This window comes from Agrobacterium sp. a22-2 (genome assembly GCF_012276985.1).
Lineage (GTDB): Bacteria > Pseudomonadota > Alphaproteobacteria > Rhizobiales > Rhizobiaceae > Allorhizobium.
Genome location: NZ_JAAXMM010000011.1, coordinates 173406 through 187808, shown reverse-complemented (window position 1 = coordinate 187808; position 14403 = coordinate 173406). Strand labels below are relative to the sequence as shown.

At 62.8% G+C, this 14403-nt stretch carries 14 protein-coding genes; 11 read left to right on the top strand and 3 right to left on the bottom strand.

The window, feature by feature from the left end; translation table 11 throughout:
- Nucleotides 1-29: 29 nt before the first annotated feature.
- Nucleotides 30-1307 (top strand): L-fuconate dehydratase, encoded by a 1278-nt coding sequence (locus HFC70_RS18255; RefSeq protein WP_168474702.1) that lies wholly within the window; start codon nucleotides 30-32, stop codon nucleotides 1305-1307.
- A 6-nt stretch (nucleotides 1308-1313) separates the two neighbouring features.
- Here the strand turns inward: HFC70_RS18255 and HFC70_RS18250 are convergent, their stop codons facing one another.
- A complete protein-coding gene (locus tag HFC70_RS18250) occupies nucleotides 1314-2228 on the bottom strand; it encodes a sugar kinase (RefSeq protein ID WP_246735846.1) in 915 nt (304 codons plus the stop codon).
- Entirely contained in the window at nucleotides 2225-2926 is a 702-nt protein-coding gene (locus HFC70_RS18245; protein ID WP_168474701.1) for a GntR family transcriptional regulator, read from the bottom strand. Before HFC70_RS18245 ends, HFC70_RS18250 begins: the two co-directional genes overlap by 4 nt.
- Nucleotides 2927-3024: 98 nt before the next feature.
- On the opposite strand from HFC70_RS18245, the gene uxaC reads away from it, so the two are divergent.
- The 10 genes from uxaC to HFC70_RS18195 all read left to right on the top strand — a co-directional run bounded on the left by uxaC (nucleotide 3025) and on the right by HFC70_RS18195 (nucleotide 13394).
- Nucleotides 3025-4431: a glucuronate isomerase gene (uxaC, locus tag HFC70_RS18240; RefSeq protein WP_168474700.1), complete on the top strand. Its 1407-nt coding sequence runs from the start codon at nucleotides 3025-3027 to the stop codon at nucleotides 4429-4431.
- 67 nt (nucleotides 4432-4498) lie between these two features.
- Nucleotides 4499-5455 (top strand): TRAP transporter substrate-binding protein, encoded by a 957-nt coding sequence (locus HFC70_RS18235; protein ID WP_246735859.1) that lies wholly within the window; start codon nucleotides 4499-4501, stop codon nucleotides 5453-5455.
- Nucleotides 5456-5514: 59 nt separating this feature from the next.
- Nucleotides 5515-6042, top strand: coding sequence for a TRAP transporter small permease (locus HFC70_RS18230; RefSeq protein ID WP_368669718.1), 528 nt, complete (start codon nucleotides 5515-5517; stop codon nucleotides 6040-6042).
- Between the two features lie 3 nt (nucleotides 6043-6045).
- Entirely contained in the window at nucleotides 6046-7326 is a 1281-nt protein-coding gene (locus tag HFC70_RS18225; protein WP_168474699.1) for a TRAP transporter large permease, read from the top strand.
- Nucleotides 7327-7334: 8 nt separating this feature from the next.
- Nucleotides 7335-7658, top strand: coding sequence for a cupin domain-containing protein (locus HFC70_RS18220; RefSeq protein WP_168474698.1), 324 nt, complete (start codon nucleotides 7335-7337; stop codon nucleotides 7656-7658).
- Between the two features lie 18 nt (nucleotides 7659-7676).
- On the top strand, nucleotides 7677-8498 hold the full coding sequence (gene kduI, locus HFC70_RS18215; protein ID WP_168474697.1) for a 5-dehydro-4-deoxy-D-glucuronate isomerase: 822 nt from the start codon (nucleotides 7677-7679) through the stop codon (nucleotides 8496-8498).
- Entirely contained in the window at nucleotides 8495-9241 is a 747-nt protein-coding gene (kduD, locus tag HFC70_RS18210) for a 2-dehydro-3-deoxy-D-gluconate 5-dehydrogenase KduD (RefSeq protein ID WP_168474696.1), read from the top strand. Before kduI ends, kduD begins: the two co-directional genes overlap by 4 nt.
- Nucleotides 9231-10676 carry a mannitol dehydrogenase family protein gene (locus HFC70_RS18205; protein ID WP_368669717.1) on the top strand — a complete coding sequence of 482 codons (1446 nt, stop codon included), beginning with the start codon at nucleotides 9231-9233 and terminating at the stop codon, nucleotides 10674-10676. Before kduD ends, HFC70_RS18205 begins: the two co-directional genes overlap by 11 nt.
- Nucleotides 10673-11869 (top strand): mannonate dehydratase, encoded by a 1197-nt coding sequence (gene uxuA / locus HFC70_RS18200; RefSeq protein WP_168474695.1) that lies wholly within the window; start codon nucleotides 10673-10675, stop codon nucleotides 11867-11869. The genes HFC70_RS18205 and uxuA overlap by 4 nt, the downstream gene beginning before the upstream one ends.
- A complete protein-coding gene (locus HFC70_RS18195) occupies nucleotides 11862-13394 on the top strand; it encodes a UxaA family hydrolase (RefSeq protein WP_168474694.1) in 1533 nt (510 codons plus the stop codon). The genes uxuA and HFC70_RS18195 overlap by 8 nt, the downstream gene beginning before the upstream one ends.
- 7 nt (nucleotides 13395-13401) lie before the next feature.
- Here the strand turns inward: HFC70_RS18195 and HFC70_RS18190 are convergent, their stop codons facing one another.
- Nucleotides 13402-14307, bottom strand: coding sequence for an AraC family transcriptional regulator (locus tag HFC70_RS18190; RefSeq protein ID WP_168474693.1), 906 nt, complete (start codon nucleotides 14305-14307; stop codon nucleotides 13402-13404).
- Nucleotides 14308-14403 lie beyond the last annotated feature (96 nt).

Here is a 14403-nt window from a genome sequence, read left to right as displayed (position 1 = left end):
GCAACCTAAAGAACAGCCAAGGCAGACCCATGACCCAGATCACCAGCCTGCGCAGCATTGACCTGCGCTTCCCCACATCCGCGAGTCTCGACGGATCGGACGCCATGAATCCCGATCCCGACTACTCGGCCGCCTATGTCATTCTGGGCACGGATCAGGACGGGCTGGAGGGTCATGGGCTGACGTTTACCATCGGTCGCGGCAATGAAATCTGCTGCGCCGCGATCGACGCTTTAAAGCATCTGGTGATCGGCCTCGACCTCGATTGGGTCAAGGCCAATCCCGGCCGCTTCTGGCACTATGTCACCGGCGACAGCCAGTTGCGCTGGATCGGCCCCGACAAGGGTGCCATGCACCTGGCGGTTGGCGCCGTCGTCAATGCTGTCTGGGACCTGATGGCCAAGCAGGCCGGCAAGCCGGTTTGGCAACTGGTCGCCGACATGAGCCCGGAAGAGATCATCTCGATCATCGATTTCCGCTATCTGACCGATGCCCTGACGCCGGAGGAGGCGCTCGCCATCCTGAGGAAAGCCGAGCCCGGCAAGGCCGAACGCATCGCCAACTTAAAGCGCGACGGTTATGCCTGCTACACCACATCGGCCGGCTGGCTCGGCTATTCCGACGAGAAGCTGCGCCGGCTCTGCCAGGAAGCCGTCGATGAGGGTTTCACCCATATCAAGATGAAGGTCGGCCGCGATCTCGAGGACGACAAGCGGCGCCTGCGCATAGCCCGCGAGGTGATCGGCGACGACTGCCATCTGATGATCGATGCCAACCAGGTCTGGGAAGTCGGCCAGGCGATCGACTGGGTCAAGGAGCTCAGCGTCTACAAGCCGTTCTTCATCGAGGAACCGACCAGCCCCGACGACATCGCCGGCCACAGGACGATCCGTGAGGCGATCGCGCCGGTCAAGGTGGCGACCGGCGAGATGTGCCAGAACCGCATCGTCTTCAAGCAGATGATTGCCGGCGGCGCCATCGATATCGTGCAGATCGACAGCTGCCGCATGGGCGGGCTGAACGAGGTATTGGCCGTGCTGCTGATGGCTGCCAAATACGGCCTGCCGGTCTGGCCCCATGCCGGCGGCGTCGGCCTCTGCGAATATGTGCAGCATCTGTCGATGATCGACTATATCGCCGTGTCAGGCACCAAGGACGGCCGGGTGATCGAATATGTCGACCATCTGCACGAACACTTCCTTGACCCCTGCGTGATCAAGGACGCCGCCTATATGCCGCCCTCCCTGCCGGGCTTCTCGATCGAGATGAAGGCGCAGTCGATAGCGGACTACACCTTCAAGAGCTGAACGCTCTCACCCCGCGAGATCGACCAGCGCACCGCGCTGCCGAATGACTCTTGCTGACAGCGCGGCCCCCTTGGCGATGGCCTCGACCATCGGCGCGCCCGACAGACGGGCCGCCAGGAAACCGGCGTTGAAACTGTCGCCGGCCGCCGTCGTATCGACCACATCCGTCACAGGCTGCGGATCAAAGGTCACGGCCCCTTCCTGCGCATGTCTGGCAAAGACGCGACCCGCGCCATTTTTGACCACGACCGTCGAGGCCCCGGCCTTGAAATAGCGCGCGATGGTATCCTCGGGCGAAGCATCGCCGAAATTCGGGCTGTCCTCGTCAAAGGACGGCAGGACGACATCGGCGACCTCTGCCGCCTGCGTCACGGCGCGGCGCATGGTCTCCGCGTCCGGCCAGAGCCTGAGCCGCATGTTGGGGTCGAAGGCGATCGACGCACCGTCTGCCCGCGCCTTCGCCAACACCTCGAGCAGGATGGCGCGATGGTCGTCGGACAGGATGGCGAGCGTGATCCCGGAAAACAGCAGCAGGGATTTGCCGGCCACCGCCACCGCCAGCCACTCGCGGTCTTCGGCCAGGAGCTTGGCTGCGGATCTGTCGCGCCAGTAGATGAAGCTGCGCTCGCCCTTGTCGAGTTCGATCATGTAGAGGCCCACGGTACGATCCGCGATGCGCCGAATCCTGTCCGTGCCGATCCCGGCCTGCCGCATGAAGCCCAGCATGCGCTCCGAAATGCGATCGGTGCCGAGCGCCGAGCAATAGTGGACCGGGGTTTCAGCCGGCAGAGCGTGGCGCAGGTACCAGGCGGTGTTGAACGTATCGCCGGCGAAATTGCGGTTGAAGGCGCCGTCCTCGCGCGGCGCCAGTTCGACCATGCATTCGCCGATGGTCATGATCTCTGTCTGCATGTCTGTCATTTCTCGTCCATTGCAAAATGCTGTCCGTGGCTCTCGCGGATCCGGCTGATGATCGTCTTGATGCGCGACAGGTGAATGCGCATGCTTGCCGCCGCCTGGTCGCCATCCCGGCTGCGCAGCGCTGCCATGATGGCCTTGTGATCGTCAAGCGCACTCTGGGCGCCAAACGACAGGCTGAGATAGCGCACCCGGTCCATATGCGCCTTGCTCTCGCGGATCAGCGCCCAGGCGAAATCGTGACCGGACATGTCGCAGATCTGCTTGTGAAAATCATCGTCCAGCGCATGGAAGAGCACCTTGTCGCCGGTATCGATCGCCGCCTGTTGCCGCGCGATGAGGGCGTCCAGCCGATCCATCTGCTCCGTGGTCAACCGTTCGCTGGCCGCCCGCACGGTTTCCATTTCCAGCGCCGTGCGGATGAACCGCGCCTGGTGCACGCCCTCCTCCGAAATATGGGTGACGACGGTGGCGCGCTGCGGCCGGATCAGCAGGAAGCCGAGTTGCGACAGGCGGTAGAACGCATCACGCACCGGCTGGCGCGAAACGCCCATCTGCTTGGCCACTTCCACCTCCGACAGCTTGGTGCCGGGCGGCAGTTCCAGTTCGACGACCTGATGATAAAGATGCTCAAAAACAAGCTCGGTCACGGATGGCCCACGCAACGATTCCACCGTGCGCAGCTGAAGTTGATCAGCCATGAAACCTCCATTGACTCACTATGCATACTAACATATTAGTTTGTCCGCGAAATGCAATCTGCCTTTCGCGACCATAGTGAGTGAGTAGCTGGGAGGCTATGGCATTGCTGAATGAGGATCGGCTTTTTCCTATCGAATCGACGGCACGTGGGCTGGCGAGAGAGCTTTACGGGCAGGTGCGCAATCTTCCGATTGTAAGCCCGCACGGACACACCGATCCCAGATGGTATGCCGAGAACGAGGCCTTTCCCGATCCCGCGCAGCTGTTCGTGACGCCGGACCATTACGTGTTCCGCATGCTGTGCTCGCAGGGCATTCCGCTGACGGCACTGGGTGTGCCGCGCATCGATGGCGGCCCGACCGAAACCGACGGCCGCAAGATCTGGAAACTGTTTGCCGAAAACTTCCATCTGTTCCGCGGTACGCCAAGCCGGCTGTGGGTCGAGCATGCCTTCGCCGATGTCTTCGGCCTGACGGAGCGCTTCTCGGCAAAGTCTGCCGACGCCTTTTACGACCATATCGCCGAATGCCTGGCAAAACCCGAGTTCCGGCCCCGCGCCTTGTTCGAGCGCTTCAACATCGAGGCGATTGCCACCACGGAAAGCCCGCTCGACGAGTTGAAATGGCATGAGATGATCCGCCAGTCCGGCTGGAAGGGCAAGGTGGTCACCGCCTATCGCCCCGACAGCGTCGTCGACCCCGAATTCGAAGGTTTCGCGCAGAATATCGAGCGCTTTGGTGACCTCGCCGGCACGGATGCCACCACATGGAACGGCTATCTTGAAGCCCATCGCAACCGTCGCGCCTTTTTCAAATCCTATGGCGCCACCAGCACCGACCACGGCCACCCGACGGCCCGCACCGAAAATTTCAGCCAGACAGATGCCGCCGCGCTTTTTGCGAAGGCGCTGGCCGGCCGCTGCACAGCAGACGAAGCCGACGCCTTTCGCGGCCATATGCTGACCGAAATGGCCCGCATGAGCCTGGAGGACGGACTGGTCCTGCAGATCCATCCCGGCTCGTTCCGCAACCATTCGGCCGGCACAATGGCCATGCACGGCCGCGACAAGGGTTTCGATATCCCGACCCGCACCGATTACGTGCGCGCCCTGAAGCCGATGCTCGACGCAGTCGGCATGGAACCGGATCTGACGATCATTCTCTTCACGCTGGACGAGACGAGCTATTCGCGCGAACTGGCGCCGCTGGCCGGCGCCTATCCGGCCCTGAAGCTCGGGCCGGCCTGGTGGTTCTTCGACAGTGCCGAGGGCATGCGCCGCTTTCGCGAACTGACCACGGAGACCGCCGGTTTCTACAACACCGTGGGCTTCAACGACGACACCCGCGCCTTCTGCTCGATCCCGGCCCGCCACGACGTGGCCCGTCGGGTGGACTGCGCCTATCTGGCGACGCTTGTCGCCACTGGCCGCCTCGATGAGGACGAAGCGGCCGAAGTCGCCCACGATCTTGCCTATCGACTGGCAAAACAAGCTTACCGGCTGTGAGGACAGCCTAGTTTCCAACGGGAGGAGAACGGAAATGAAACTGCTGCAGACAATGGGAATAGCCTTCATGGCCTCGGTCGCGATCATCGCCACCGCGGTAAGCCTGAACGCCGCGGAGCGCACCCTGCGCTCGTCCGATACGCATCCGGACGGCTATCCGACGGTCGAGGCCGTCAAGCAGATGGGCAAGCTGCTGGAAGAAAAGACCGGCGGCAAGCTCGGCGTCGAAGTGTTCCATTCGGCCCAGCTCGGCCAGGAAAAGGACACGATCGAACAGACCCAGTTCGGCGTCATCGATCTGAACCGCGTCTCGCTTGGGCCGTTCAACAACATCATCGAGGAAACCCAGATACCCTCGCTGCCCTATATCTTCCGCTCGGTCGACCACATGCACAAGGTGATGGACGGCCCGATCGGCCAGGAAATCCTCGACGCCTTCGCCGCCCATGACCTGATCGGTCTCGCCTTCTACGACGGCGGTTCGCGCAGCTTCTACAATTCCGAAAAGCCGGTCAAATCCATAGCCGACCTCAAGGGCATGAAGTTCCGCGTCATGCAGTCCGACATGTTCGTCGACATGGTCAATGCGCTCGGCGCCAATGCCACGCCGATGCCCTATGGCGAAGTCTATTCGTCGATCCAGACCGGCGTCATCGACGGCGCGGAAAACAACTGGCCGTCCTATGACAGCTCCGGCCATTTCGAAGTGGCGAAATACTACACGCTCGACCAGCACCTGATCGTGCCGGAAGTGCTTGTGATGTCGAAGAAGACCTGGGACGGCCTGTCGCCGGAAGAACAGACGGCCGTGAAGGCCGCAGCCAAGGAATCCGTGCCCTACATGCGCGAGCTCTGGGCCGCCCAGGAAAAGAAGTCGGAAGAGAAGATCCGCGCCGCCGGTGCCGAGATCATCACCGACATCGACAAGAAGCCCTTCATCGACGCCATGAAGCCGGTCTACGAGAAGTATCTGAAGTCGGACAAGCTCAAGGACATGGTGACCCGCATTCAGGCAACTGAATAACGATATCGGTGGCCCGCGGCGTGTCGCTGCGGGCCACCTTGAATTGGGAGGAGTGGGACGTGCAGGCTTTCTTGGATAAGACAGTGGTGGTGCTGGGCTGGGTCTCCCGCATCGCCCTTTACCTGGCGGGCCTCGGCCTGGTGCTGATGACGGTGTTCATCGGTTGGCAGGTCTTCGGACGGTTCGTTCTCAACAACAGTCCGTCCTGGACGGAGCCGATGGCGATCCTGCTGATGAGCTGGTTCATTTTCCTCGGCGCCGCCGTCGGCGTGCGGGAAGGCTACCACATGAGCTTTGAGGTGCTACTCTATGTGCTGCCCGACGGAGCACGGCGGGTACTATTTTATATATCCGACCTGGCGGTCCTGGGCTTCGGTGCCGGCATGGCCTTCTTCGGCTGGCAAATGGCCGCCAAGACCTGGCAATCGACCATTCCGGGCCTCGGCTACTCCGGTGGCGTCGCCTTTCTCGCGCTGATCACGGGCGGACTGCTGATCACGCTCTTCACCCTCGAACGCATAGCCTTGCGCGCCTCCGGCGCCGAGCTGCCGAACGAGGCCAATCCCGCTCTGCCAACGGAAGTCTGACCCATGGCGCTGACCGTTCTCTTCGGAAGTTTCACCATCCTGTTGCTGATCGGCACGCCGGTTGCCTTCTGCCTCGGCATCGCATCGATGGCCACGATCATCTACATGGGCCTGCCGCCCATGGTGGTGTTCCAGCAGATGAATTCCGGCATGTCGGCCTTCGCTTTGATCGCCATCCCTTTCTTCATCTTTGCAGGCGACCTGATGGTGCGCGGCGGTATCGCCACGAAGATCATCTCGCTCGCCGGCTCGCTGGTCGGCCATGTGCGCGGCGGCCTGGGACAGGTCAACATTGCCACCGCCACCCTGTTCGGCGGCATTTCCGGCTCGGCCGTCGCTGAAGCCGCAGCGGTTGGCGGCATCATGATCCCGCAGATGAAGGCGCGCGGCTACGGCGCCGATTATGCGGTGAACGTCACATCCATGGCGGCGCTGATCGCCCTGCTGATCCCGCCGTCGCACAACATGATCCTCTATTCGCTATCGGCCGGGGGCACGATCTCGATCGCCGATCTGTTCACCGCCGGCATCATTCCCGGCATGCTCCTGGCCGGCTCGCTGATGGTTACCGCCTACATCGTCGCCCGCCATCGCGGCTATCCGACCGAGCCGTTTCCAGGCTTCGCCATGGTGCTGCGCCTCGGCTTCATCGCCATTCCCGGCCTGCTGCTGATTGCCGTCATCTTCGGCGGCGTGCGCTCTGGCGTCTTCACAGCCAGCGAAAGCTCCTGCATCGCCGTGCTCTATGCCCTGCTGATCGCAGCCTTCGTCTACCGGCAGCTTGACTGGGACGGTTTTGTCCATGCGACGCTCGGCGCGGTGCGCACCACCGCCATGGTGCTGCTGATCATCGGCACGGCCAGCGCATTTTCCTGGCTGATGGCCTATCACAAGGTTCCAAGCATGCTGATCGAGGGGATGAACGCCATCTCGGACAATCCGATCATCATTCTGCTGATGTTGAACGTCATCATGCTGGTGCTGGGCACCTTCATGGACATGGGCCCAACCATCATCATCGCCACGCCGATCTTCCTGCCGATCGTCAAGGCCTACGGTATCGACCCCGTGCATTTCGGCGTGATCATGATCCTCAACCTCGGCATCGGGCTCAACACGCCTCCCGTCGGGGCGGTACAATTCGTCTGCTGTGCGGTGGGCAAGATCAGCGTAGGACAGGCCATGAAATCGATCTGGCCGTTCTACGGCGCCGGCGTCGCCACGCTGCTGCTCGTCACCTACATACCGGCACTGTCGCTCTGGCTGCCATCCGTTTTCAAATAGGAGCTTTCATGACCGAACCCTTCGTCAAAACCTTTCCCGCTGTCGATGCCGGCAACAACGTCACCCGGCAGGTCATGGCCGACAGCCCTGAGCTGATGGTGGTCGAATTCCGCTTTGCCGATGGCGGCATCGGCGCACCGCATAACCATCCGCATGTGCAGTCGACCTATGTCAAATCGGGCCGGTTCGAGTTCACCATTTCCGGCACGAGTTTCGAAGTCGGTCCCGGCGACAGCTTTGTCGTGCCCTCCATGGCGGTCCACGGCTGCCGTGCCATCGAACCCGGCGTGCTGGTCGATACGTTCACCCCGCGCCGCGACGATTTTCTTTGACTTTTACAGGAGTTCCCCATGCTCAGCGTTGAGATCCGCCACGCCATCGATCCCCAGACCGCAAAGACCTTCGATACCACGGAGCTGCGGGACAATTTCCATGTCGGCGATATCTTCCGTTCCGGCGAGATCACGTTGATCTATACCCATTACGACCGCATGATCGTCGGCGGCGCCGTGCCGGATGGCACGCCGCTGGTGCTCGATGAAGTGAAGCCCTGCGGCACCGCCTCGATCCTCGACCGCCGCGAAATGGTCATCGTCAATATCGGCGGTCCCGGCACTGTCACGGCGGATGGCGACTATGCCATGGCAAAGGGCGACATGCTTTATCTCGGCATGGGTGCCGGTCCCGTCACCTTTTCAGGCGAAGGCCGCTTCTACATCCTCTCGGCACCGGCCCATCACACCTATCCGTCGCGGCTGATCAAGATCGATGAAGCCGCCAACATGACGCTCGGCTCGGCCGAGACCTCCAATGAGCGGACAATCTACCAGTTCGTGCATCCCGAAGTAATGAAATCATGCCAGATCGTCGTCGGCATGACCAAGCTGAAGAGCGGTTCCATCTGGAACACCATGCCGGCCCATGTGCATGACCGCCGCATGGAAGCCTATCTCTATTTCGACCTGCCGGAGACGGCCCGCGTCTTCCACATGATGGGCGAGCCGGATGAGACCCGCCACATGGTGCTGAAGAACGAGGAAGGCGCCATTTCGCCGCCCTGGTCGATCCATTCGGGCGCCGGCACCAGCGCCTACACCTTCATCTGGGCCATGGCCGGCGACAATGTCGACTACAAGGATGTCGAAATGGTCTCCATGGAGACGCTGAAGTGAGTGACATCTTCTCACTGTCCGGCAGGCGTGCCCTCGTCACCGGATCCAATACCGGCATCGGCCAGGCCATTGCCCTGTCGCTGGCGAAAGCCGGTGCCTCGGTCGTCTGCGCCGGCAGGTCCTCTGTCGAGGAGACCATAGACCTTGTCTCAAAAGCCGGTGGCAAGGCCGAAAGTCTGAAGCTCGATCTTGCCGATCCCATGGCCGGCCGCGATATCTTCGAAGCCCTCGGTCCCGTCGACATTCTCGTCAACAATGCCGGCATCATCCGCCGCAATGACGCAGTGGATTTCACCGAAGCCGACTGGGACGACGTCATGAACGTCAACCTGAAGGCCGTGTTCTTCCTGAGCCAGGCCTTCGCCCGGTCCGTCTTTGCCCGCCAAGGCAGCGGCAAGATCGTCAACATCGCCTCGATGCTGTCCTTCCAGGGTGGCATCCGCGTGCCATCCTATACCGCCTCGAAAAGCGGCGTTGCCGGCCTCACCAAGCTGCTCGCCAACGAGTGGGCCGCCAAGGGCATCAACGTCAACGCCATCGCGCCGGGTTATATCGCCACCAACAATACGGAAGCACTGCGCAATGACGAGGCACGCAACAAGGCGATCCTCGACCGCATCCCGGCCGGTCGCTGGGGCGATGCCGAGGATATCGGCGGCACCGCGGTCTTCCTCGCCTCGCCGGCCGCCAAATATATCCATGGTGCGATCCTCAATGTCGATGGAGGCTGGCTTGCCCGATAACCTTCCGCGCCTGACGCGCCCGGCCGGCAACCGTGCCGCGACCGGCATCGTGCATCTCGGCCTCGGCGCCTTCTATCGCGCCCATGGGGCGGTCTACATCGCCGAAGCCATGGAGAAATCCGGCGGCGACTGGGGCATCCTCGGCGTCAGCTTGGTGCGTCCCGACCAGCGCGACCTGCTGGCCCCGCAAGGTTTTGCCTATACCGCCGTCGAACTCGGCCCCGACGGCGAAACGCCGCGCGTCATCACCGTCATCAACGACGTGCTGGTCGCCCGCGAAAATCCAGATGCGGTTCTGGATATCATGAGCGCTCCGGCGACCCGCATCGTCAGCCTGACGGTCACCGAAAAGGGCTATTGCCACGAGCCGGCCACCGGTCGGTTGAACGCCGGCCACGCCGATATCGCTCATGACCTTGAGCACCCCGACGCGCCGCGCTCGGCCATCGGCTTCCTGACTCGCGCGCTGCAGCGCCGCCGCGACGCCGGCCACCGCCCCTTCACCGTGCTTTGCTGCGACAACCTGCCTGAAAACGGCAAGGTGGTGCGCGGTGTCGTTCTGGATTTCGCCCGCCTTGTCGACCCTGATCTCGCCGACTGGATCGCTGCAGAAGGCGCCTTTCCCTCCACCATGGTCGACCGCATCGTTCCCGCCACCAAGCCGGAAGATGTCGAGCGGCTGGCGCAAAAGACCGGCACGCTGGACCTGTCGCCGGTCATACACGAGCCCTTCCGCCAATGGGTGGTCGAGGATCGCTTCGTCGACGGCGCCCGACCTGACTTGGGCGCGGTTGGCGTTCAGCTGGTCCAGAATGTCACGCCCTTCGAGCATATGAAGCTGCGCTGCCTGAACGGCACCCATTCGTCGCTTGCCTATCTCGGTTATCTTGCCGGCCATGAGACGATCAGCGACACCGTGGCTGATCCGGTTTTTGCCGCCTTCTGCAAGCAATTGTGGGCGCAGGAAATCGTGCCCGGTCTTGCGCCGCCCGAAGGCGTCGATCTTAGCGCCTACACGAAAGCCCTGTTCGAGCGGTATTCGAACCCGGCCATCCGGCACCGGACCTGGCAGATTGCCATGGACGGATCGCAGAAACTGCCACAGCGCATTCTGTCGACGATCGGCGAAAATTTGGCAAGCGGCCTTCCGATTGCCGGCCTGTCTCTCGCCGTGGCCGCCTGGATGCGCTATGTTGGCGCCGTCGATGAAAAGGGAGAGAGCATCGATGTGCGGGATCCGCTGGCAGCGCGGCTCAAGTCCTTGAGCGAAACGGCCACGACATTCGCAGACAAGGTGGCAGCACTACTTTCGGTCGGCGAAATCTTCCCGCCGGCCCTGGCAGCAAACGAGACGTTCCGGCAAACGCTGGTCAGCGCCTATCAGGGCCTGATCGAGAAGGGTGCCCGGCGCATGACGGAGGAGGCCTGCCGATGATCGAGAGCTGGCGATGGTACGGTCCTTACGACCGCATCACCTTGCCGGAAATCGCCCAGACGGGAGCCTCGGGCATCGTCACGGCCCTGCATGAAATCCCCTATGGCGAAGTCTGGCCGGAGGAACTGATTGCCGACCGCCAGGCCGAAATTGCTGAGGACCGAGGGCTGGCATTACACTGGAACGTCGTCGAAAGCCTGCCGATCCATGAGGATATCAAGCGCGGCGAAGGCGATCTGGAGCGGCTGTTTGCCAATTACCGCCAGTCGATGCGCAATCTGGCCGCCTGCGGCATCACCACCATCTGCTACAATTTCATGCCGCTGCTCGACTGGACGCGCACCCAGCTCGACGCCCCCGCCCCGCGTGGCGGCACGGCGCTGCGCTTTTCCGAGCCGCATATGGCCGCCTTCGAGATCCACATGCTGGAACGCGACGGCGCCGAGGCCGACTATGCCGAACCCGTGCGCCAGGCAGCAAAGGACTGGTTCGACGCCTCCAGCGAAGGGCTGCGGCAGAACCTGCTGAACAGCATCATGGCCGGCCTGCCGGGCGCTTTCGATCGCTACGACATCCAGAGCCTGCGCGAAGCGCTGAAGCGCTACGAGGGCATGGACCACGATACGTTGCGGGCCAATTATGCCCGCTTTCTGTCCGAGGTGATCCCCTCTGCCGACGAGCTGGGCATGCGTTTCTGTGTGCATCCGGACGACCCGCCGCGCGACATTCTCGGCCTGCCCCGCATCGTCTCAAATGCCGAGGATATCGCCTGGATCATGGGCCAGCAGCAAAGCCTCGCCAACGGCCTGACGCTCTGCTCGGGTTCGCTCGGCGCCAACCCTCGCAATGACGTGCCGGCCATTGCCCGGCAATTTGCCGACCGCATCCATTTCGCCCATCTGCGCAGCGTCTCGAAAGACCCTGACGGCTCCTTCCAGGAGGCGGCACATCTCGATGGCGATACGGACATGGTGTCGCTCATCGCCGCCCTGCTGGCCGAGGAAAAGCGCCGGGTGCAGGACGGACGCACCGATGCGGTGATCCCGTTCCGGCCCGACCATGGTCATGAACTGCTTGACGACATCGGCCGGGGTACCCATCCCGGCTATCCGCTGATCGGCCGCATGCGCGGCCTTGCCGAACTGCGCGGCGTGATCCGCGCCCTATCCCATGAAAGCATGCCCCATGCCTGACACCATCGCCCATCTTCTGCTGCACCCCCAGGACAATGTCGCAATCCTCACAGACCCGGCCCCGGCGGGCAGCTGTCCGCTCGGCCAGGGCGTGACGCTTACCCAGCCGGTTTCGCGCGGCCACAAGATTGCCAGGGTCGATATCCCGGAAGGCGGCGACATCACCAAATTCGGCCAGGTCATCGGCTATGCCAGCCGGCCGATCGCCGCCGGAGACCATGTGCATTCGCACAATTGCGCCTTTGGCGATCACGACCGCGACTACCAGATCGGCGTCGATTACGACAAGGCGCTGGCGGCCATCCCCAAGGTCGAGCCGGCCCATTTCATGGGCTATCGCCGGCCGAACGGCCAGGCCGGAACCCGCAACTACATCGCCATATGTGCCACGGTGAACTGTTCCGCCACGGTGATCCGTCGTGCTGCCGACGAGATCAACCGGTCCGGCATTCTCGACCAGTATCCCAATATCGACGGCGTCGCCGCCTTTGCCCATGGCACCGGCTGCGGCATGGACATGGGCGGTGCTGGCATCGAGGTCCTGCAGCGCGTGCTGTGGGGTTATGCCACCCACCCGAATGTCGGCGCCGCCGTCTTCGTCGGGCTTGGCTGCGAGGTGATGCAGATCGCCCGGATGAAATCGCTCTACGGCGGCGAGGACAATAGCCGCTTCTTCGCGCTCACCATCCAGGACAGCGGCGGCACGCTGGCCACCATCGCCCGCATCGTCGATCATATCCGTGCCCTGTTGCCGGCAGTCAACGATATCAAGCGCGAGCCGATCCATGCCTCGGAGTTGAAGCTCGCCCTGCAATGCGGCGGATCGGACGGATTTTCCGGCATCACCGCCAATCCGGCGCTCGGCATCGCCTCGGACCGGCTGGTCGCCATGGGCGGCACGGTCGTGCTGTCGGAAACGCCGGAAATCTATGGCGCCGAACAGTTGCTGCTGCGCCGCGCCGCCTCGCGCGCCATCGGCGAAAAGCTGATCGAACGGATCGACTGGTGGGAAAACTATACCCGCATGAACAACGGCTCGATGGACAACAACCCGAGCCCCGGCAACAAGCTGGGTGGACTGACCACAATTCTGGAAAAATCGCTGGGTGCGGCCGCCAAGGCTGGCAGCACGCCGCTGACCGGCGTGTTGAACTATGGCGAACGCATCGAGACGCCAGGCTTCGTCTTCATGGACACACCCGGTTACGACCCTGTCTCGGCCACCGGCCAGATTGCCGGCGGTGCCCAGCTCGTGGTCTTCACCACCGGCCGCGGCTCGGCCTTCGGCTCAAAACCGGCTCCGACCATCAAACTCGCCACCAACAGCCGCCTCTATGACGACATGCGCGAAGATATGGACCTCAACTGCGGCGATATCGTCAGCGCCGGCGTGTCGATCGAAGCCAAGGGCCGTGAAATCCTCGCCCATGTCCTGGCCACCGCCTCCGGGACCAAGACCAAGTCCGAACTCTGCGGCCTCGGCGACAACGAATTCGTGCCGTGGCAGCTGGGCGCGGTGATGTGAGGCAGGATCAACCGCGGCTGTAGCGCCGCGGCGAGCATCCCATGACCCGTTTGAACGCCGTACTGAACGCCGCCTCGGATTCGTAGCCCAGGGACGGCGCGATGATCGACAGCGGATCCTCGGATGTTTCCAGCCTGTCGGCGGCCAGCGCCATGCGCCATTGCGTCAGGTAGTCCAGAGGTGATGTGCCGACGGTTTCTTTGAATTTCAAGGCAAAGCTGGATCGCGACATGCCGGCCTGCGACGCCAGGGCCTGCAAGGTCCAGCGATGGGCCGGGTCCGCATGCATGGCACCGATCGCCGCGCTCATCTGCTTGTTGGCAAGAGCAAAGAGCCAGCCGACGCCGGTCGCCGCCCCCTCCGCCAGATGCAGCCTCAGCGCCTGGAGAAGGATCATATGGGCGAGGTGCTCGACCACCAGAAAGCCGCCGGGCTGCGGATCCCGCAATTCCTGCATCATGCGTTCGACCGACCAGCGCAGCACCGCCTGCCCGGCCTGGTCGCGGATGAGGACGATGGGCGGCAGCATCCGCAGCAGAAAGCCGGCATGATTGCCGGAAAGCCCGAACCGGCTGCTGACCAGCGAGAAATCCCGGCCACTGTTCAACCGGGCAATGCTGCCCTCGCGCGGCGCCAGAAACACCGAGGCGGCATCGACCGCGGGCCAAGCAAGATCGGTTGCCAGCCGGAAAGGCCGACCGCTCGGCAACAGGAAACAGTCGCCCGGCCGAAGGCGCACGACGTCGGTAACGCCATCCACCGCCAGCCAGCATTCGCCGGAGACCACGGCGCCGCATTTGATGCCTTCCTGTTGGTCGGGAAACTGGATCGACCAGTCGCCGCCCGCCTCGAAACCGGCCGATAAATAATTGCGCGGCTTGAGCAGCGACAGCACGTTTGACAGCGGGTCCATCCAAAATTCCAGGACGATGGCGAAGTTTATCCGGATTTTACAGCATAGATCGTATGCCCGCAAACCCTTATCTCTCCCTCAACGGAGCCGCACGAC

Excerpts from the sequence above, each read along its gene's own strand:
- HFC70_RS18235 (WP_246735859.1), top strand. The coding sequence starts at position 4,499 with ATGGCCTCGGTCGCGATCATCGCCACCGCGGTAAGCCTGAACGCCGCG.
- HFC70_RS18250 (WP_246735846.1), bottom strand. The coding sequence starts at position 2,228 with ATGACAGACATGCAGACAGAGATCATGACCATCGGCGAATGCATGGTC.
- HFC70_RS18195 (WP_168474694.1), top strand. The coding sequence starts at position 11,862 with ATGCCTGACACCATCGCCCATCTTCTGCTGCACCCCCAGGACAATGTC.
- HFC70_RS18255 (WP_168474702.1), top strand. The coding sequence starts at position 30 with ATGACCCAGATCACCAGCCTGCGCAGCATTGACCTGCGCTTCCCCACA.
- HFC70_RS18190 (WP_168474693.1), bottom strand. The coding sequence starts at position 14,307 with ATGGACCCGCTGTCAAACGTGCTGTCGCTGCTCAAGCCGCGCAATTAT.
- uxaC (WP_168474700.1), top strand. The coding sequence starts at position 3,025 with ATGGCATTGCTGAATGAGGATCGGCTTTTTCCTATCGAATCGACGGCA.
- uxuA (WP_168474695.1), top strand. The coding sequence starts at position 10,673 with ATGATCGAGAGCTGGCGATGGTACGGTCCTTACGACCGCATCACCTTG.
- HFC70_RS18245 (WP_168474701.1), bottom strand. The coding sequence starts at position 2,926 with ATGGCTGATCAACTTCAGCTGCGCACGGTGGAATCGTTGCGTGGGCCA.
- HFC70_RS18225 (WP_168474699.1), top strand. The coding sequence starts at position 6,046 with ATGGCGCTGACCGTTCTCTTCGGAAGTTTCACCATCCTGTTGCTGATC.
- kduI (WP_168474697.1), top strand. The coding sequence starts at position 7,677 with ATGCTCAGCGTTGAGATCCGCCACGCCATCGATCCCCAGACCGCAAAG.
- HFC70_RS18220 (WP_168474698.1), top strand. The coding sequence starts at position 7,335 with ATGACCGAACCCTTCGTCAAAACCTTTCCCGCTGTCGATGCCGGCAAC.